The sequence below is a fragment of the Achromobacter sp. JD417 genome, assembly GCF_041879325.1.
Classification (GTDB): Bacteria; Pseudomonadota; Gammaproteobacteria; order Burkholderiales; family Burkholderiaceae_B; genus Achromobacter; species Achromobacter mucicolens.
In genome coordinates this window covers 5,757,047-5,775,971 of the sequence record NZ_CP087159.1, presented here as the reverse complement: position 1 = coordinate 5,775,971, position 18,925 = coordinate 5,757,047, and the positions used below count along the sequence as shown (strand labels likewise).

Annotated in this window: 12 protein-coding genes; 9 read left to right on the top strand and 3 right to left on the bottom strand. The window is 62.3% G+C overall.

All coding sequences use genetic code 11. The features are described from left to right. Window positions 1–139 precede the first annotated feature (139 nt). The 3 genes from LN047_RS26520 to LN047_RS26510 all read left to right on the top strand — a co-directional run bounded on the left by LN047_RS26520 (window position 140) and on the right by LN047_RS26510 (window position 4,035). A complete protein-coding gene (locus tag LN047_RS26520; protein WP_373982187.1) occupies window positions 140–2,152 on the top strand; it encodes a TonB-dependent receptor domain-containing protein in 2,013 nt (670 codons plus the stop codon). Between the two features lie 81 nt (window positions 2,153–2,233). After that, window positions 2,234–3,019, top strand: a complete 786-nt coding sequence (otnI, locus tag LN047_RS26515) for a 2-oxo-tetronate isomerase (protein WP_373980683.1) — start codon at window positions 2,234–2,236, stop codon at window positions 3,017–3,019. Between the two features lie 44 nt (window positions 3,020–3,063). Then, entirely contained in the window at window positions 3,064–4,035 is a 972-nt protein-coding gene (locus LN047_RS26510) for a Bug family tripartite tricarboxylate transporter substrate binding protein (RefSeq protein WP_373982186.1), read from the top strand. 460 nt (window positions 4,036–4,495) lie between these two features. Here LN047_RS26510 and LN047_RS26505 read toward each other — a convergent pair whose 3' ends face one another. Both LN047_RS26505 and LN047_RS26500 read right to left on the bottom strand, forming a co-directional pair. After that, a complete protein-coding gene (locus LN047_RS26505; RefSeq protein WP_373980682.1) occupies window positions 4,496–5,401 on the bottom strand; it encodes an EamA family transporter in 906 nt (301 codons plus the stop codon). Window positions 5,402–5,454: 53 nt separating this feature from the next. Beyond that, complete coding sequence (locus LN047_RS26500; RefSeq protein WP_373980681.1) at window positions 5,455–6,099, bottom strand: LysE family translocator; 645 nt, start codon at window positions 6,097–6,099, stop codon at window positions 5,455–5,457. Window positions 6,100–6,306: 207 nt separating this feature from the next. On the opposite strand from LN047_RS26500, the gene LN047_RS26495 reads away from it, so the two are divergent. After that, window positions 6,307–6,777, top strand: a complete 471-nt coding sequence (locus LN047_RS26495; protein ID WP_056319925.1) for an Lrp/AsnC family transcriptional regulator — start codon at window positions 6,307–6,309, stop codon at window positions 6,775–6,777. 50 nt (window positions 6,778–6,827) lie between these two features. Here LN047_RS26495 and LN047_RS26490 read toward each other — a convergent pair whose 3' ends face one another. Further along, entirely contained in the window at window positions 6,828–9,326 is a 2,499-nt protein-coding gene (locus LN047_RS26490; protein ID WP_373980680.1) for a mechanosensitive ion channel family protein, read from the bottom strand. Window positions 9,327–9,542: 216 nt separating this feature from the next. On the opposite strand from LN047_RS26490, the gene LN047_RS26485 reads away from it, so the two are divergent. The 5 genes from LN047_RS26485 to LN047_RS26465 all read left to right on the top strand — a co-directional run bounded on the left by LN047_RS26485 (window position 9,543) and on the right by LN047_RS26465 (window position 18,912). Further along, window positions 9,543–10,277 carry a hypothetical protein gene (locus tag LN047_RS26485; protein ID WP_373980679.1) on the top strand — a complete coding sequence of 245 codons (735 nt, stop codon included), beginning with the start codon at window positions 9,543–9,545 and terminating at the stop codon, window positions 10,275–10,277. A gap of 187 nt (window positions 10,278–10,464) precedes the next feature. Beyond that, window positions 10,465–12,312 (top strand): N-6 DNA methylase, encoded by a 1,848-nt coding sequence (locus tag LN047_RS26480; protein WP_373980678.1) that lies wholly within the window; start codon window positions 10,465–10,467, stop codon window positions 12,310–12,312. Next, window positions 12,309–13,667, top strand: coding sequence for a restriction endonuclease subunit S (locus LN047_RS26475; protein WP_373980677.1), 1,359 nt, complete (start codon window positions 12,309–12,311; stop codon window positions 13,665–13,667). The genes LN047_RS26480 and LN047_RS26475 overlap by 4 nt, the downstream gene beginning before the upstream one ends. A 23-nt stretch (window positions 13,668–13,690) precedes the next feature. Further along, complete coding sequence (locus LN047_RS26470; protein ID WP_373980676.1) at window positions 13,691–15,808, top strand: DUF4357 domain-containing protein; 2,118 nt, start codon at window positions 13,691–13,693, stop codon at window positions 15,806–15,808. Between the two features lie 2 nt (window positions 15,809–15,810). Then, window positions 15,811–18,912, top strand: a complete 3,102-nt coding sequence (locus LN047_RS26465) for a type I restriction endonuclease subunit R (RefSeq protein ID WP_373980675.1) — start codon at window positions 15,811–15,813, stop codon at window positions 18,910–18,912. Window positions 18,913–18,925: the final 13 nt, after the last annotated feature.

Here is an 18,925-nt window from a genome sequence, read left to right as displayed (position 1 = left end):
GTCTGCGTTTTGTAATGATATAACATCCGAGAGAGCGAAGATGAAAGGAAAAAAGCAGGGGTTGGGGAAAGCACGCGTCAGGGCCTCGCGCAGCCGTCGGCATGGCCGGGCGCCCTTGAAACCGCTGGTGTGCTCGCTGATGCTGATGGCGCCCGTGGCGCAGGCGCAGACCGCGAGCGAAACGCGCGCGCAGATCGTCGCGCCGATCACCGTGTCCGCCAACCCGTTGGGGCTGGACTTGAACAGCACCACGCTGCCCGCCTCGGTCCTGGAAGGTGACGCGCTGATCGAGCAGCGCAACGGGACGCTGGGCGAGACCCTCAAGAACCTGCCGGGCGTGAACAGCGACACGTTTGGCGGCGGCGCCAGCCGCCCGGTGATCCGTGGGCAGACCGCGCCCCGTGTGAAGGTGCTGTCCGATGGGTCCGAAGTGATGGACGCCTCGGCTATCTCTCCTGACCATGCCGTGACGGTCGAGCCCCTTTTGGCTGATCGCATCGAAGTCCTGCGCGGGCCGGCCACGCTGCTGTACGGCGGCGGCGCGATCGGCGGCGTGGTGAACGTGGTGGACAAGAAAATCCCCACCGAGGTGCCGGAGAAGGGCATCGCCGCCGAAGCCGAGCTGCGCGGCGCCACCGGCACCAAGGAGCGCGCCGGTGCCGTGGGCATCACGGCGGGCGAAGGCCAGTTCGCGGTGCGCGTCGAAGGCATGAAGCGCCGCACCAGCGACTACGACGTGCCGGATTGGCCCGGCGGCACGCTGGAAGGGTCGTACAGCAAATCGACGCAGGGCTCGGTGGGCATGTCGTGGATCACGCCGCGCGGCTATGTGGGCGTGGCCTTCACGCATCTGCAAAGCGAATACGGCCTGCCCGGCCACAACCACGAGTACGAAGGGTGCCACCCGCACGGCACGCATCTGCACTGCGGCGGCCACGATCATGACCACGGCGACGAGGGCGAGGAAGACCACGACCACGATCACGAGCATGGCGGCGTGCCCTACGTGAAGCTGCGCAGCAACCGGGTGGATCTGCGCGCGGAATACCAGGATCCGTTTGCCGGCTTCGAGAAGATCCGCTTTCGCGGCGGCCTGACGGACTATCAGCACGACGAGATCGAAGGCGGCGAGGTTGGCACGCGCTTCAAGAACAAGGGCTACGACATGCGGGTGGAGCTGCAGCACAAGCCCATTGCCGGGTGGCGCGGCGTGATCGGTCTGCAGAATGCGTACAGCGATTTCAGCGCCGAAGGCGAAGAGGCGTTCCTGCCGCCCAGCAAGACCCGGTCGAACGGCATTTTCGTGCTGGAGGAATACCAGTTGAACGACTGGCGGTTCGAGCTGGGCGCGCGCCAGGACTGGCAGCGCGTGTCGCCGTCGGGCGGCGCGCCGCGCAGCAGCCTGTCGGGCACGTCGCTGTCGGCCGCCGCGATCTGGGACTTCGCGCCGCAGTATTCGGTGGCGCTGTCGCTGTCGCGCTCGCAGCGCCTGCCCAACGCGCAGGAGCTGTATGCGGACGGGGTTCACCTTGCCACCAATACGTATGAACTGGGTAATCCGGACCTGACGCGCGAAACGTCGCACAACATCGACCTGACGCTGCGCAAGCATTCGGGCGACACGACGTTCTCGGCCAGCGTGTTCCACAACCGCGTCAAGAACTACATCTACGCCAATACGCTGGATCGCTTCGAGGATTTCCGCCTGATCGAATACACCCAGCAGGATGCGGAATTCACGGGCGTGGAAGGCGAGCTGCGGCACCAGTTCACGCCGGTGTTCTCGGCGGCGGTGTTTGGCGACTACGTGCGCGGCAGGCTGACGGGCGGCGACGGCAATCTGCCGCGCATTCCGGCGGGGCGCGCGGGCGTGCGCGGCAACTTCAAGTGGCAGCAGTGGTCGGGCGGCGTCGAATACGCCCGCGTGTTCGCGCAGAAGGACATTGCGGCGTACGAGGACACCACCCCGGGCTACAACATGGTCAACGCGGTCGTCGCATATCGCGGTCAGTACGGCGCGACGGGCTACGAGGTCTACCTGCGCGGCACCAATCTGTTGAACAAGCTGGCCTACAACCACGCGTCGTTCATCTCGTCGGTGGCGCCGCTGCCCGGCCGCAGCGTGCTGCTGGGCGTGCGCATGACGTACTGACCGGGTTGGGGGCGGCGCCCGGCTGTGCTATTTTCGGCGGATGCCGCCGCCCGCGGCGGCATCACGCGCCAGGAGCCCGCCATGCTGAAGTTCGCCGCCAATCTGTCGATGATGTACCCGGAACATGCGTTCCTGGACCGCTATGCGGCGGCAGCGGCCGACGGCTTCGCGGGCGTGGAATGCATGTTTCCGTATGAAGCGCCTGCCGCGTTCGTGCGCGAGCGCATGGATGCCGCCGGCGTGGCGCAGGTGCTGTTCAATGCGCCGCCCGGCATCACCGCGCAGGGCGACCGCGGCCTGGCGGCGCTGCCGGGCAGGCAGGAAGAATTCCAGGCCGGCATCGAGCAGGCGCTCTGCTATGCCACCGCGCTGTCTTGTTCCAACGTCCACGTGATGGCGGGCGTAGTGCCGCCGGACGCGTCGCGCGATGAGATGCGGGACTGCTATCTGGCCAATCTGGACTGGGCTGCGCGCGAGGCCCGGTCCGCCGGCGTCACACTGCTGATCGAACCGATCAACACGCGCGACATCCCCGGCTACTTCCTGAACCGCCAGGACGACGCGCACGCCGTCGTGCAGGCTGTCGACGCGCCCAACCTGAAAGTCCAGATGGACCTCTACCACTGCCAGATCGTCGAGGGCGACGTCACCGCCAAGCTGCGCGAATACCTGCCCACCGGGCGGGTCGGCCATCTGCAGATCGCCGGGGTGCCGCTGCGCCAGGAGCCCGACCGCGGCGAACTCGATTACGGCTGGATCTTCGGCGTGCTGCGTGAGTTGCAGTACGGCGGCTGGATCGGCTGCGAGTACCGCCCCGCGGGCGCGACCTCGGCCGGCCTGCGTTGGCTGAACGCCGCCCGCGCCTGATCCCGCGCAATGCCCCCAATCGAAGTGCAAAAGGAGTGAACTTCATGTTTCAGGGCGTGCTGCGCATGCTGTTGTCGGCTGCGCTGGCTGCGGCCATTCCGGCCGCGTCGGTGGCGGCCGGGTATCCCGATCGCCCCATTCGCTGGCTGGTGCCGTTCAGTGCTGGTGGCGGGAGCGATCTGGCCACGCGCATCGTGGCCCGGCATGTCGGCCAGACGCTGGGCCAGCCGGTGGTGGTCGAGAACCGGCCCGGCGCGGCCACCATCGTCGCCGCGCAAGAGGCCGCGCGCGCGCAGCCGGATGGCTACACGGTGCTGACCGCCGGCATGAGCACGCTGGCGCTCAACCCGTGGCTCTACAGCGATTTGCCCTACGATCCCCAGGCCGATTTCACGCCGGTGTCCACACTGGTGGCGCTGCCCATCGTCCTGGTGACCGCCCCGGATTCCGGGCTGCGCACGCTGGACGACGTCAAGACCTATCTGAAGCGCAACGAGCCGGGCAGTTACGCCTCGCTGGGCGTGGGCAGTCCGCACCATCTGGCGATGGAATTGTTCATGGAAACGATCGGGGGACGCGCCACGGCCGTGCCGTACAAGGGGACGCCGCCGGCGCTTCAGGACGTTGCTGCCGGCGTGGTGCCGCTGATGATGGCGGACCTGGCCGCCGCGCGGCCGCTGATCCAGGCGGGCAGGCTGCATGCCATCGCGGTGCCGTCCGCCGCACGATCCGGACAACTTGCCACGGTGCCGACCTTTGCCGAGGCGGGCGGTCCGGCTTTCGAGGCGGCGGCCTGGCAGGGCGTGGTGGCCCCGGCCGGCACGCCGGCGCCGGTGGTGGAGACGCTTAGCCGCGCAATCCGGCAAGCCCTGGCCTCGCCGGACGTGGTCAAGCAGCTTACCTTGCAGGGCATGGAACCGGCGGGCAGCACGCCGCAGGCGTTCGAGGCATACGCGCGCCAGGAGCACGCGCGCTGGGGCGCGGTCATCCGGAGCAAGGGGCTGTCGGCCGAGTGAGCGGGCGGGTAACAGCCGCCGCAAGGTGTACGAGAGGCGAGCAATTTGTTGCGGCGGTGTCTGACACCCGTTGAGATGCCGCTGCAAGCGGACGATCCTCTCCCCAGGGTGTCAGACACCTGGTGAGGGGTACGAGGGGCGAGCAATTTGTTGCGGCGGTGTCTGACACCCGTTGAGATGCCGCTGCAAGTGGACGATCCTCTCCCCAGGGTGTCAGACACCTGGTGAGGGGTACGAGGGGCGGGCGATTTGTTGCGGCGGTGTCTGACACCCGTTGAGATACCGCTGCAAGCGGACGATCCTCTCCCCAGGGTGTCAGACACCTAGTGAGGGGTACGAGGGGCGAGCAATTTGTTGCGGCGGTGTCTGACACCCGTTGAGATACCGCTGCAAGCGGACGATCCTCTCCCCAGGGTGTCAGACACCTGGTGAGACACCGTCCGCGCGCGCAGGGGTCTGATCAATCAGGCGCCGGAATCGGCGCCTTGCGGCTACGCTGCGCCGTGGCTGCGCAGCCCGCGGACGCGATGATGATGCCGCAAATGGCCAGCCATTGCGTCTGGGACAGGTGCTCGTTCAAGACGACAACCCCCGCCAGCGCGCCCATCGCCGGCTCCATGCTGAGCAGCACGCCGAAGGTCTTTTGCGGCAGCCGCCGCAGCGCCACCATTTCCAGCGAGTAAGGCAGGGCGCTGGACAGGATGCCGACGGCCACGCCGGCCAGGATCAATTTGGGATCCAATAGCGCCATGCCCGCGTGCGCCGCGCCGACCGGCAGGGCCACCATCGTGGCCGCCAGAAGGCCCAGCGACGTGGCCTGTCCGCCATGCACGTTTCCGGCCATCTTGCCGAAGATGATGTACAGCGCCCAGCACACGGCAGCGCCCAGTGCGTACGCGATGCCTTGCGGATCGAGATCGTGCACGGACTGCCCGGTGGGGATCAGCAGGATCAGGCCGGCCAGCGCGCAGGCGATCCAGACGAAGTCGATGGCGCGCCGCGACAGCACGACGGCCAGCGTGAGCGGCCCGGTGAATTCGATGGCAATGGCAATGCCCAGCGGCAGGGTCTTGAGCGCCATGTAGAACAGCAGGTTCATGCACGCCAGCGTCACGCCATACAGGGCGATCTTTGCGGCGTTGCGGCGCGTGAGCGGAAAGCGCCAGGGCCGCCAGAGGGCCAGCAGGATGATGGCGCCGATGACGATGCGGTATGCGGTGGTGCCTTGCGCGCCCACTTCGGGAAACAGCGATTTGGCGAACGACGTGCCCACGCACAAGGAGGCCATGGCGCCGATCAGCGACAGGGTGGGCAGCAGGGTGGACGTGGCGCTGGGGTGTCCGTTGTTCAAGGTGGCGGCGGTCATGGAAGGCTGAGGGTGTGCAATGGCGTCGTCGGTTCAGGCGGGCGAATGAGCGGTCAGGGCTGTGGATGCATCGCCGTGGAAATCAGCACGTAGATCGCCAGCCCGAACATGATTGCGCCCAGCAGCCCCTGTTGCATGCGCAGGAACCAGGGGTTGCGTCCGACCCAGCCGCGGATGCGCGACGCGCCGTACGCAAAGCAACTGCCGTAGGGCAGGCTGAGCGCCTTCATCGTGACGCCCAGCACCAGCATCTGGATCCAGACCGGTCCGTTGTCCGGCGAGGTGAACTGCGGCAGGAAGGCGATCATGAAAAGCAGCACCTTCGGGTTCAGCAGATTGGTGATGAAGCCCTGCCAGAAGGCGTCGCGCGCGTCGCTGGGCTGGGCCGCCAGCGACACCTCGGCGGCGTTCGCGCACCGGATCATGGCCTTGATGCCCAGGTAGCCCAGGTACAGGCCACCCGCCGCCTTGATGCCGACGAACAGCGTGGGAAAGGTTCGCAGCACCGACGCCAGCCCCAGCACCACGGCGGGCACCTGGATGAACCCGGCGGCCACGTTGCCCAGCACGCTATGGAAGGCGGGGCGGAATCCCTGCGTCATGCCTCGCGACAGCGTAAGCGCCATGTCGGGGCCGGGCGTAAGCTTCAAGGCCGCATCGGCGGCCAGGAACAGCAGGAACAACTGGAGTGAGGGCATTGCGGGTGCTGCGTGAAAAATCCCGCATCTGCGGGCGGAGGGCTCCCAGTGTAAGCAAGCGGCCTGAATAATTCCTGCGTCCCGCGGCCCCGAAATGAAGTTTCCCGTCGAAATGGCGAAGGATTGCATCGCCGCCCCGATTAGAATCCTCGAATAGCTTCTCCCCGCGCCATCCTGGGCGCCATTTCCCCGCGTTCCGAGCGCCTCATGGAACTAGACGATTTCGACCTGCAGATCCTGCAAAGCCTGCAGGAAGACAACCAGCGCACCAGCCAGGACGTCGCGCAACGCGTGAACCTGTCGCCGGTATCGTGCCTACGCCGCATGAAGCGGCTGCGCGAAGCCAAGGTGGTGACGGCGGACGTGTCCGTCGTCGACCCCGCCGCCGTGGGCCGCGGCATCACGATGGTCGTGCTGGTGTCATTGGAAAGCGAACGCGCCGACAAACTCGACCAGTTCAAGCGCGCCATGCAGAACGCGCCCGAAATCATGCAATGCCTGTCGGTGACGGGCGAGGTCGATTTCGTGCTGACGCTCACCATGCGCGACATGGCCGAATACGAGGTGTTCGCGCAGCGTTACTTCTGGGGCAATCCGAACGTGAAGCGGTTCTCGACGCTGGTGGTGATGAGCCGGGTGAAGAACGGGTTGACGGTGCCGGTGATGGCCGGCGGGTGAAGCGGTGCGCCGGGCAGCGCGGCCGCTCATGCGTGCCCGCAACTGGCCGTTCAAGCCCCTGACGGCTGGCCGCCGTCGCGGCTGCCGGTTCGCGCGGGGCCAGGCCCTTGCGGGTCGGCCGGCCTGGCCGCGAAGATCGCACGGCCCGCCTCTTCCGAAACACTGCGCAAGTGCAAGTCCCGCTGCGGAAAGGGGATCTGAATGCCCGCGTCCCGCAGCGTGTCGTACATCCGCGCCAGCATGTCGCTGCGGATCTCGATCCACCGGTCGAAGTCGTAAGTCCACGCGCGCAAGCTGAAATCCAGCGTGCTGGCGCCAAAGCCCATGAAGAGCACCATCGGCGCAGGCTCCGTGACGACGCCCGGCGTCTGCCGCGCGACGTCGTCCAGCAGCGCGAGCACCTGCCGCGGGTCGGTGCCGTAGGCCAGCCCGATGCTGATCTCGATCCTGCGGCTGCGGTCCAGCATCGTCCAGTTGGTCAGCTTGTCGGACAGCAGCGTGCCGTTCGGGACGATCACGTCGGCGCCGTCGAACGTCTTGATGCGGGTGGCGCGCATGCCGATATCCCTTACCTGGCCCGACGTGCCGCCGATCTCCACGACGTCGCCGGGCTGGATCGGCCGCTCGAACATCAGGATCAGGCCCGACACGAAGTTGTTCACCACGCCCTGCAGGCCAAAGCCGATGCCCACGCCCAAGGCGCCGAACACGATGGTGAGCTGGCTGGTCTGGAAACCCGCGGCCGACAGCGCGATGCCCAATCCCAGCAGCAGCACCAGGTAGTACGACAGCGAGGCGATGCTGTTGCCGACGCCGCGAGGCAGCGACATGCGGGTCAGAACCTCGTCGTGCAGGATAAGACGCACCGCGCGCGCGGCCCAGAAGGCAATCACGACCGAGATCGCGAAGACCAGGATGTTGCCCAGGCTGATCGAGACCTCGCCGACTTCCAGCGTGTAGGACAGCACCTGCGTCACGAAGGCGTAGGTGGCGCGCAGGACGCGGAAGCGGTCCATGGTGTAGACCGCCCAGCCCACGACCGCGGCGGCGCTGACAAGACGGATCAGCAGCAGCACCAGCGGCGGCGCATGTTCGCGCGCCAGCCGGAAGCGTGAGATGCCCTGGCGGGCCAGCAGAAGCTGCAGCAACGTGATGATGACGGTCACGCCCGCGTACAGCACCAGCCCGAAGTAGCCGCTGCCGATGATGCCGCTGGTCAGCATCTCGGACAGCGACACATTACCGATAAGATTCGCGCCAAGCGACACGCACAGCAGCCCCGCCGCGCACCAGGCGACGGCGCGCAAGGCGCGCACCAGCCGCTCCGAGCCGGGCGGATAGGTCTGGCGCCGTCCGCGCGCCAGGAGCCACAGAATGGCCGTCAGGGCCGCCACCGCCGCGGCCACGGTCGACAGCCGATAGAAGAGGGTGTTGGCCAGGAACAGGAAGCCCAGCCGCTCGGCAAGGAATAGCACGGTGATGACGCGCGGCCAATGGTCCAGATGCCGGCGGCTGGCGGGCGGAAGCAGGCGCAGCACCGGCACCGCCGCCAGCACCAGGGCGATCTGCTGCACCATCAACGGCGCGTCCGGCTCCAGGGCCAGCACGCCCATCATCGACAGCAAGACCCACGTGGAGATGGGCCGCCCGAGCACACCGGCGGCGGTTTCGCTCATGACGCCGGTGCGGATGGCGTTGCGGCTTTTTCTGGCCAGCCAGATCAGCAGCGGCAGCAGCAGCAGTTGCAATGTGTGCAGCGCGCGCTGATTGCTGGCGCCGGCGGCGCCGTAGTCGCGCGCGAAGCGGACCTCGATGTCCAGACCCTGGCGCAGAAGGGTCATGGTGTCCTGGTCGGATCTTCCGGACCAGTCCAACGCCCAGAGCGGCGGGGAATCCACCCGCAATAGCCGCGCGTCGACGTAGCTGATCGCTTCCATCACCTGGCGCTGGCCTGCCTTGATCTGTTCCTCGATCGCGTTGGCCCGCTGTTCCAGTTCGACCTGGCGCGACAGCGGCACGGACAGCGCCTGGCTGGCCGCCAGCAACTGCGCGATCACCACGTCGACGCGGTCGGCCAGTGCCGCCGGCAGCCCCGCCGCGCCCGGCGCGTCCTTGATCGCCTGCCAGGCCGTGCGCCGGCGCAGCAGCTCGGCCGCGTCGCTGGCGTACCAGGCCGTCGCCTGCCGCATGTCGGCCCGCCAGCGCGCCAGCCGCCGCACGTCGAAAAGCCAGTGCCGCTCCAGGCTTTCCAGCCGCATGATGGGAAAGTTGCGCAGCTGGGCCGGCTGGAATTCGTAGAGCTTTTCGTCGGCGGATTTGGCGATGGCATCGAGCGGCGGCATCAGCGCGGTCACCGGATCCGCCGTCGCCGCGCGCTGCAACACGCCCTCGGCGTACCGCAAATCCGTGTCCGCCCGCAGCGGAATCTCGGCCATCTGAATCGCGGCAGGCGGCGCGGCGGGCGGCGGCGTCTCTGCCGCAAGCGCCACGCGCGCCCATCCCAGGACCAGGCCAAACAGGCAGAAGAGGATTCGTGCGCGGGCGCGCATGTTGCGACTCCGTTAGGGGGCTGGGCAGGAACGGCGGTTTGGTAGACGGATTATTGCGGTGTTACGGCAATCCGCGCTATTGCGAATTAATGCATGCGATTCGAACAAGGGCAGGCAGAGCAGTCGCCACAATTATCAAAACATTTCTTGAGTTACATTAAGAAATCTAATTAGGCCCATTTGTATCAATGTGCGTTTACTTTCATGGAGATTGGAGTGACGTTGGAACGACAAATAAATGAACTTGGCTTGTTGCGCAGTCCGGAACCACACCCTTCCGTTGAAGTAAATGCCGAAAGTCGCTACGCAGCAGGATTGGATCTGATCGATGTGCTGGAGCCGATCTTGGCCCGGTTCGCAAAGGCAAACCCGTCAGAGAAGGCGACCATCTCTCTGTACAGTACATTTAGCGCGAATTTCGCTGAGCCAGGCCGCTCCGACTTCCTCATCGTCCAGGGAAACTCGGCATTGCTTCATGCCGTATCCGACGCATTTGCGGCTAAAGAAGATGTCTTGTCCAGATTCGGAGATGACATTCCCCCTATCAAAGGCCAAGCGATCCTGCATTTGGAAGATGGCCGCTGCTGGCAGGTATTGGACGCGGTCACTTGGTTCTCGAATGATGAGGAAGCACCTGCGGCCGTCGAAAGCGTCAGCTCGAGTGATGTTGAGTCGGAGTCGATTGATGAATTGCCCTTGGCGGATGAAGAGGGAATTGATGGGGAATTAGCCGCTACGGATGGCGATGATGCGGACCTCGCCACCGTGTCTGCGCGTCGCGGACGCCTCCGCGCGGCTCGTGCCGATGCCCGAATAGGCACGATCCGTCAAACCATTGAACGCTTGTTTGGCCTCCCGGAAGGATCGGTTGCTTTGTGCGGGCCTGATCGGCGAGCGTTGCGCGCGGACGCCTCCATCGGCACGCTGAGAAGGCGATGGCAGGACAAGTGACTATTGAGCGTGATGGCCTCTGTACGGGTTGATTTCCGATGTCCGTCACGCGTCCGTGGGCCGGCCGCGCCTTCACGGGCGACGTGAGCGTAGCCAGTTTGCATGCAAGCTCGTGCGGCTGGCCGCCCTGCCGATATGCAATCGTTTAAAGTCACACGCTGAAATTAATAGCGGGTATTAGAAGTCCATGAATCCTCAATCCCTTTCTGCATTCATTTGGTCCGTCGCGGACCTTTTGCGTGGCGACTACAAGCAATCTGAATATGGGCGCGTCATCTTGCCGTTCACCGTTCTGCGTCGGCTCGATTGCGTGTTGGCACCGACAAAGCAAGCCGTGCTCGCCGAGTTTGACGCCAAGACGAAAGCGGGCCTCAACCCCGATTCTTTCCTGCTGCGCAAGTCGGGGACAAGCTTCTACAACACATCGCCGTTGGATCTGGAAAAGCTGCTTGGTGACCAGGACCACATCCGCCAGAACTTGTACGCATACGTCCAGGCATTCTCGCCAGCCGCGCGCGACATCTTCGAACGCTTCGATTTCCATACTCAGGTTGAGCGACTGGCCAAGGCCAATTTGCTCTACCTGGTCACGGAGAAATTCGTCAACATCGACCTGCACCCCTCCGTGGTCGATAACGCCAGCATGGGCCTGGTGTTCGAAGAGCTCATCCGCAAGTTCGCCGAAATCTCGAACGAAACGGCGGGGGAGCACTTCACACCGCGCGAGGTCATCCGACTCATGGTGAACCTGTTGTTCATCGAGGACGACGACGTCCTGACGCCGGGCGCTGCCGTGGTGCGCACCATCTATGACCCGACGGCCGGCACCGGCGGCATGCTGTCGATCGCCGGGGAACACCTGCTGGCGCACAATCCGCAAGCGCGCCTGAACATGTATGGCCAGGAACTCAATGACGAGTCCTATGCCATCTGCAAGGCCGACATGCTCATCAAGGGCCAGCCGGTGGAGAACATCGTCGCTGGCAACACGCTGAGCGACGACGGTCATGCAGGTCAGAAATTCGATTACATGCTGTCCAATCCGCCCTTTGGCGTGGAGTGGAAGAAGGTCGAGAAGGCGGTTCGCCAGGAGCACGAGAACAAGGGCTTCGATGGCCGCTTCGGGCCGGGACTTCCCCGCGTGTCCGACGGGTCCATGCTGTTTCTGATGCACCTGCTCTCGAAGATGAGCCCGGTGGTCGACGGCAAGGGCGGCAGCCGCTTTGGCATTGTGCTCAACGGCTCGCCCTTGTTCACTGGCGGCGCAGGCAGTGGCGAAAGCGAAATTCGGCGCTACGTGTTGGAGAACGACCTGGTGGAGGCAATCGTCGGCCTGCCTACCGACATGTTTTACAACACCGGCATCGCCACCTACGTCTGGATTTTGTCCAACAAGAAGCCGGCTGCCCGAAAAGGTCTTGTGCAGCTCATTGACGCTAGCAGCTTCTGGCAGAAGATGCGCAAGAGCCTGGGTAGCAAGCGCAAGGAAATGAGCGACGACCACATTGCCACGGTCACGCGGTTGTTTGGGGAGTTTGTCGAGGCTGAGCTGGTCACGGTCCTGGACGCGGCAGGGCAAGTTCAGGGCGAACCGAAGCTTGTCATTGACGATCGCAAGCTGCCGACGGCGCCCGAAGGCGGCAAGCTCAAGCGCGTGCCCATTTCCCGAATTTTCAAGAACCAGGATTTCGGCTACACGACCATTACGGTGGAGCGGCCGCTGCGCGACGAGGCTGGCAACGTTGTTCTGGGCGTGAAGGGGAAACAGAAAGGAAAGCCGCAGCCGGATAGTTCGCTACGCGACACCGAGAACGTGCCGCTGGTGGAGGACATCCAAACTTACTTCGAGTGCGAAGTGCTACCGCATGCACCCGACGCGTGGATAGATGACGCCAAGAGCAAGGTCGGCTACGAAATTCCGTTCAATCGCCACTTCTATGTGTTTGAACCGCCGCGTAGCCTGCAGGCCATTGATGAAGAGCTGAAGGCCGTCTCGGCCAACATCATGAAGATGTTGAAGGAGCTGGCGGAATGAGTTTGCCGAGGTATGGGGAGTACAAGAACAGCGGTATATCCTGGCTCGGAGCGGTTCCCTCACACTGGGAGGTGCAACGGCTCAAGTACGCCTGCACAGTGTTCCCGAGCAATGTTGATAAGCACTCTCGAGACGACGAGCCTGCGGTTCGGCTTTGCAACTACACCGACGTCTACTACAACGAAAGAGTCACTTTCGACATGCCGTTCATGGAGGCGACCGCGTCGGAAGATCAGATCGCCAAGTTCACGCTGCAGGCTGACGACATCATCATCACGAAAGACTCGGAGACGGCAGACGATATAGCGATTGCGGCACATGTGCCGGAAGACTTGCCTGGCGTCGTGTGCGGCTATCACCTGTCCATGGTTCGCCCTCGCGCAGGCACGTCCGGCGCCTTCATTAAGAGGTTTTTCGATTCGGTCTACGCCAAGGCGAAATTCGCGGTTTCAGCAAACGGGCTGACGCGAGTTGGGCTGGGACAGTATGCGCTGGACAACGTGGAGCTGCCGTTTCCTCCGCTGATTGAGCAGACTGCCATTGCCGCCTTCCTCGACCGCGAAACCGCCAAAATCGACGCGCTGATTGCGGAGCAGGAGAAGCTCATCGCCCTGCTGGCCGAAAAGCGCCAGGCCATCATTTCTCATGTCGTCACCAAAGGCCTCGATCCCCACACCCCTATGAAGGACTCCGGCGTTGTGTGGCTTGGGGAAGTGCCCGCACATTGGAAGGTCCTCCGTATCAAACACCTTGTCGCGTCCATAGAACAAGGGTGGAGCCCGCAATGCGAAAACTTCCCGGTCGATTCGCCCGATGAATGGGGGGTGATGAAAGTTGGCTGTGTAAATGGCGGAACATTTCGGCCAGAAGAAAATAAAAAACTTCCACAAGAACTGGAGCCTATTCCAGCCTATTCGCTGAAATGTGGCGACCTGCTCATTTCTCGGGCGAACACGCGTGATTTGGTCGGCAGCGCCGCAGTGGTCGAAGAAAATTTCGACACTTTGATGTTGTGCGACAAGTTATACCGGCTGAAATTGGTCAATGGACTTTGTGACCCCGCTCACTTGGCAGCCTATCTAGGAACTCCGCAAGCAAGGTCACAAATCGAATTGGAAGCCACAGGAGCAAGTAGTTCAATGCTCAATATTGGCCAATCAGTAATCCTAGACCTACCCGCGCTAGTGCCATGCGTCGAGGAGCAACGTGCGATTCAACAATTTTTACGTGCTGAATCGGAACGACTGGACTCGCTTAATACGTGCGTAAACCGTACCGTTGACCTTCTGAAAGAACGTCGCGCCGCCCTCATCACCGCCGCCGTCACCGGCCAAATCGACGTACGAAAAGCCTGACCTTGGTCCATAAAGAGACAACAATGACCCACACACTCACTGCCAAAGAGCAATCGCTCGCCAAGATTTTCGGTGACGACTACGTCTTCACTATCCCCGGCTACCAGCGCCCCTATGCTTGGGGCCGCGACCAAGCGCAGGAGTTGCTTGATGACTTGCTGGGCGCTCTTGCCGCCGCGCCGCTACAACTTAGCGACGCAGCCCCATACTTCCTAGGCAGCATCGTGCTCATCAAGTCCGAGTCCACCCCTGAAGCCACCGTTGTGGATGGCCAGCAGCGGCTGACGACCTTGACGTTGTTGCTGTCCGCCATCCGAGCCACGGTCGCTGATGACGAACTACAGAAGGACATCACCGGCTGCATCTACGAAAAGGGGAACTTGGTCAAGGGCACACAGGCCCGTTATCGCCTGCTTTTGCGCGAGCGCGACCGAGACTTCTTCCGTCAGTACGTGCAACACGAAAACGGTCTGCAGGCATTGGCCTTGGTCAACACTCCTCTATCCGAGGCGCAAAGCCGCTTGCGTGCTAACGCCCAAGTGTTCGCGGACGGGCTCGCCAAGCTGTCGCAGGCGGAACTGGTACGTCTGGTGCAGTTCGTCATCACACGGTGCTACCTCGTGACCGTAGCAACGCCAGACTTGGATTCCGCGTATCGCATCTTCGGGGTGCTGAACAGCCGCGGCCTGGATCTGAGTGCCACCGACATCCTTAAAGCCGAAATCATCGGCGGCATTGCGCCCGCATTGCGTGATGCTTACACGAAAAAATGGGAAGACGAAGAAGATGCCCTCGGCCGAGACGAGTTCGGCGACCTGTTCAGCCACATTCGAATGGTCTATCGCAAGGCCAAGCCGCAGGGCACGCTGCTCAAGGAATTCAAGGAACATGTTGTTCCGGTCAAGCAGCCGCAGACTTTTGTGGAGGAGGTCTTGCTACCCATGGCCCGAGCTTTCAGCGAGCTGCGCGATGCCGACTATGCCAGCACTCACCATGCTGAGCAGGTGAATGAGTGCCTCCGGTGGCTGAACCGCTTGGAGTTCAAGGACTGGGTGCCTCCTGCGTTGGCCTTCTTCGTTCGGAATCGCCAACATCCCATGGCCGTGCTGGGCTTCTTCCGCGATTTGGAACGGCTGGGCTACTCGATGCTTGCGCGCAAGACTGGCGTCAATGATCGCATCGAGCGGTTTTCGGCTCTGACTAAGGGCATTGAGTCGGGGATGGACTTGTCGCTTGCGACTTCCCCGCTGCAGTTGTCCCAAGAGGAGCAACATCAGACTTACACAGCACTTAGCGGTCCACTGTATGAGACCCATTCGTCGCGCGCATTGGCTTTGTTGTTGCTGCGGGTTGACAACCTATTGTCCGATGGCAGTGCCAGCTATCAGCATGACGTGATCTCTGTCGAGCACGTCATGCCCCAACATCCAGCGCCGAATAGCCAGTGGGCCACATGGGTGCCAGACAAGGTCGCGCATCAATTGTGGGTTCATCGACTCGGCAATCTCGCCCTACTGAGCCGGAGGAAGAACAGCGCGGCTAGCAACCGCGACTTTGGCTGGAAGAAGTCGGCCTATTTCACCAAGGGCGGAACAAGCGCGTTTGCGCTTACCACGCAGGTTCTGCAGCATGACAACTGGACCGCCGATGTCATGCAGCATCGTCAGGAAACTCTGCTTGCCAGGCTGGAGACACATTGGCGCCTTCAGGATCGCAAGAGTAAGGCGGCGCTTGCCGAAGCCTTGATGGCTGAACTGGAAGATGCCGGTGACGCCGCAGTCTTCGAGCTTGAAAGCTCACGCCACGGCATCGCCGCCGCAGCCAGGGAGAACGGCGCAGATTTCACCGTCCTGGCTGGGTCGCAAGCTAAGCTCGAGTGGTCTGGTCAGGCGCATTCTTACCTTCAGTTGCGTGAAGACTTGCGAAGTTCGGGAGCTCTTAAGACGTCCTTCGACGGAACTCATTTGGTCTTCACTAGCGACACAGATTTCAAGAGCCCGAGCGCGGCATCGGCCACTATCCTCGGACGCACGGACAACGGCCGAATCACCTGGCGGTTGAAGGGGACCACCATCACATACGCGGCTTGGCAGGACAATCTGCCCGGAAACCAGGCGGCCTCGGGCCGCTCCGAGGTCTGAGTATGACTTTGCATCGGGAAGTTCATTTCGAGTCAGAAATCTGCGCCCACCTGGCTGCCAATGGCTGGTTTCATGACGAAGGAGATGCCGCACTTTTTGACCGCGCCAGCGGCCTGTTCCTGCCCGATGTATTGACCTGGGTGGAATCTACGCAACCCGACAACTGGCAGCGCCTGTCAAAAACTCACGGCGCATCGCTGCCCCAGGCTCTCGCCGATCGTATCCGCAAAAATCTGAATGAACGCGGCACGCTGGACGTGCTACGCCGTGGCGTGGAGATGCTGGGTCTGAAAGAGCCGTTGGAACTGGCGCAGTTCAAGCCCGCACTGGCGATCAATCCTGCCATCCAGGCGAAGTACGCGGCCAATCGGCTGCGAGTTGTTCGGCAAGTCTGTCACTCACCGAACAATCCCAAGGATGAGTTGGACCTTGTTTTGTTCCTCAATGGCATCCCGGTTGCCACGGCGGAGTTGAAGAGCAACTTCACGCAAAGCGTGCTGGACGCCGTTGACCAATACCGCTTTGACCGTCCGCCGCAGCCCAAGGGTGGAATGCCGGAGCCTTTGCTGGCGTTTCCTGGTGGCGCGCTGGTGCACTTCGCAGTGAGTCAGAGCGAAGTCATGATGACGACCAAGCTGGCCGGCAAAGACACGCTCTTCCTGCCCTTTAATCGGGGCAATGAAGGCGGCGCGGGCAATGCGCCCAACCCGGACGGATTCGCCACGGCCTACCTTTGGGAGGAGGTTTGGGCCCGTGACAGTTGGCTGGACATCCTGCATCGCTATCTCATTTGCAAACGCAATGATAAGAAGCAGCCGCACACGGTTATCTTCCCCCGATATCACCAACTGGATGCGACCCGCAAGTTGGTCGCCGACGTACTTGCGAACGGGGCTGGCGAACGTTATCTGGTTCAGCATTCAGCCGGTTCGGGTAAGACCAATTCGATTGCCTGGACGGCGCACTTCTTGGCTGATTTGCACGACGCGCAGCATCAAAAGCTTTTCGATAGCGTGTTGGTGGTCAGCGACCGTACAGTCCTGGACGCGCAGTTGCAGGAAGCGATTTTCGATTTCGAGCGAACCACCGGCGTTGTCGAAACGATAACCAACGAGCACGGTAGCAAGAGCGCTCAGCTCGGTCAGGCGCTAAAGGCCGGCAAGAAAATCATCGTCTGCACGATTCAAACCTTCCCCTTCGCCTTGCAAGAGGTGCAGAAGTTGGCTGCCACCGACGGCAAGCGTTTTGCCGTGATTGCTGACGAAGCGCACAGCTCGCAGACAGGCGAAGCCGCTGCCAAACTCAAGCAACTGTTGTCGGCTCAGGAATGGGCGGATTTGCAGGATGGTGGAGAAGTTGACACTGAGGCGCTGTTGGCCGCAGGGATGGAGGCGCGCGCGGGAGCGAAGGGACTGACCTATGTTGCATTCACCGCTACGCCCAAGGGCAAGACGCTGGAATTGTTCGGCCGCCCGGGCCAAGATGGCTTGCCGCAGCCCTTTCATGTCTATTCCATGCGTCAAGCCATCGAAGAAGGTTTCATCCTCGATGTATTGAAGAACTACACCAGCTACAAACTTGCGTTCCAGCTCGCTCACGATGGCCAGCAGTGGGACGACAAACAGGTCGAGCGCAATACGGCGATGAAAGGGCTGATGCAATGGGTGCGCCTGCATCCGTACAACATCGCCAGTAAGGTTCAGATCGTCGTTGAGCACTACCGTGAGAACGTGCAACCGCTGCTCGACGGCAAGGCCAAGGCGATGGTGGTGGTGGGCTCGCGTCGCGAAGCTGTTCGCTGGCAAAAGGCCATTCGGGCTTACGTCACCAGCAAGAACTATCCGCTGGGCGTGTTGGTGGCTTTCTCGGGCGAAGTGAGTGACACCGAGAGCTTTCCCGACCCTGTCACCGAAACCAGCGAATTGCTCAACCCTGGGTTGCGCGGGCGCGACATCCGGGAGGTGTTCAAAGGGCAGGACTACCACCTGCTGCTGGTTGCAAACAAGTTTCAGACTGGGTTCGACCAGCCGCTGTTGTGCGGCATGTATGTGGACAAGATGCTTGGCGGGATACAGGCGGTTCAGACCTTGTCTCGTCTCAACCGTGCCCATCCCGGAAAAGACACGACCTATGTGCTCGATTTCGTCAACGAGCCGGGGGACATTCTTAAAGCCTTCAAAACGTACTATGAGACGGCTGAGTTGGAAGCCGTGACCGACCCGCATCTGGTCTATGACTTGCGCGCAAAACTGGATGCCAGTGGTTGCTATGACGATTATGAGGTGGACCGCGTAGCTCAGGTCGACCTTGATCCCAACGGCACACAAAAGCAGCTCGATGCGGCCATCGCGCCGGTGGCGGATCGTTTGCTCAAGCGGTACAAGGCGGCACAGCAGGAGAAGGTCGCTGCTGAAGAAAAGCACGATGACAAATCCGCTAAAGCGGCGAAAGATCAGTTGGATGCGTTGTTGCTGTTCAAGAATGACATGGGCGCCTATGTGCGTCTCTACGCCTTCTTGAGCCAGATTTTTGACTACGGCAACACGAGTATCGAAAAGCGCTTCCTGTTTTACAAGCGCCTTATTCCGTTGTTGGAGTTCGGCAGGGAGCGCGATACGGTGGACCTCTCCAAAGTGGTCCTCACCCATCACACGCTAAAGGACAGAGGCAAACAGCCCATGACGCTTAACGCCGACGGCAGCTATCCCTTGCCACCGATGGATGCCGTCGGCAGTGGCAGCTTGCAGGACAAGCAGCAAGCCTATTTGGCGGAAATCATCGAGAAGGTCAATGGGCTCTTCGAAGGGGAGCTGAGCGACGGGGATCAACTCGTTTACGTCAACGGCGCCTTGAAAGGGAAGCTGCTGGAAAACGAGATGCTGGCGCAGCAGGCAGCCAGCAACACCAAAGAGCAATTTGCCAATTCGCCGGATTTGGGCAAGGCATTGCTGGATGCGATTATGGATGCGTTCGAAGCCCACCAGACGATGAGTACGCAGGCGCTCGGGTCGGCCAAGGTTCGCGAAGGGCTGAAAGACATTTTGCTCGGACCTGGGCAGCTCTACGAGACCTTGCGCAACCGTTCGCCGGGCGTGAACGCGTAGGTACCTCCGTCCG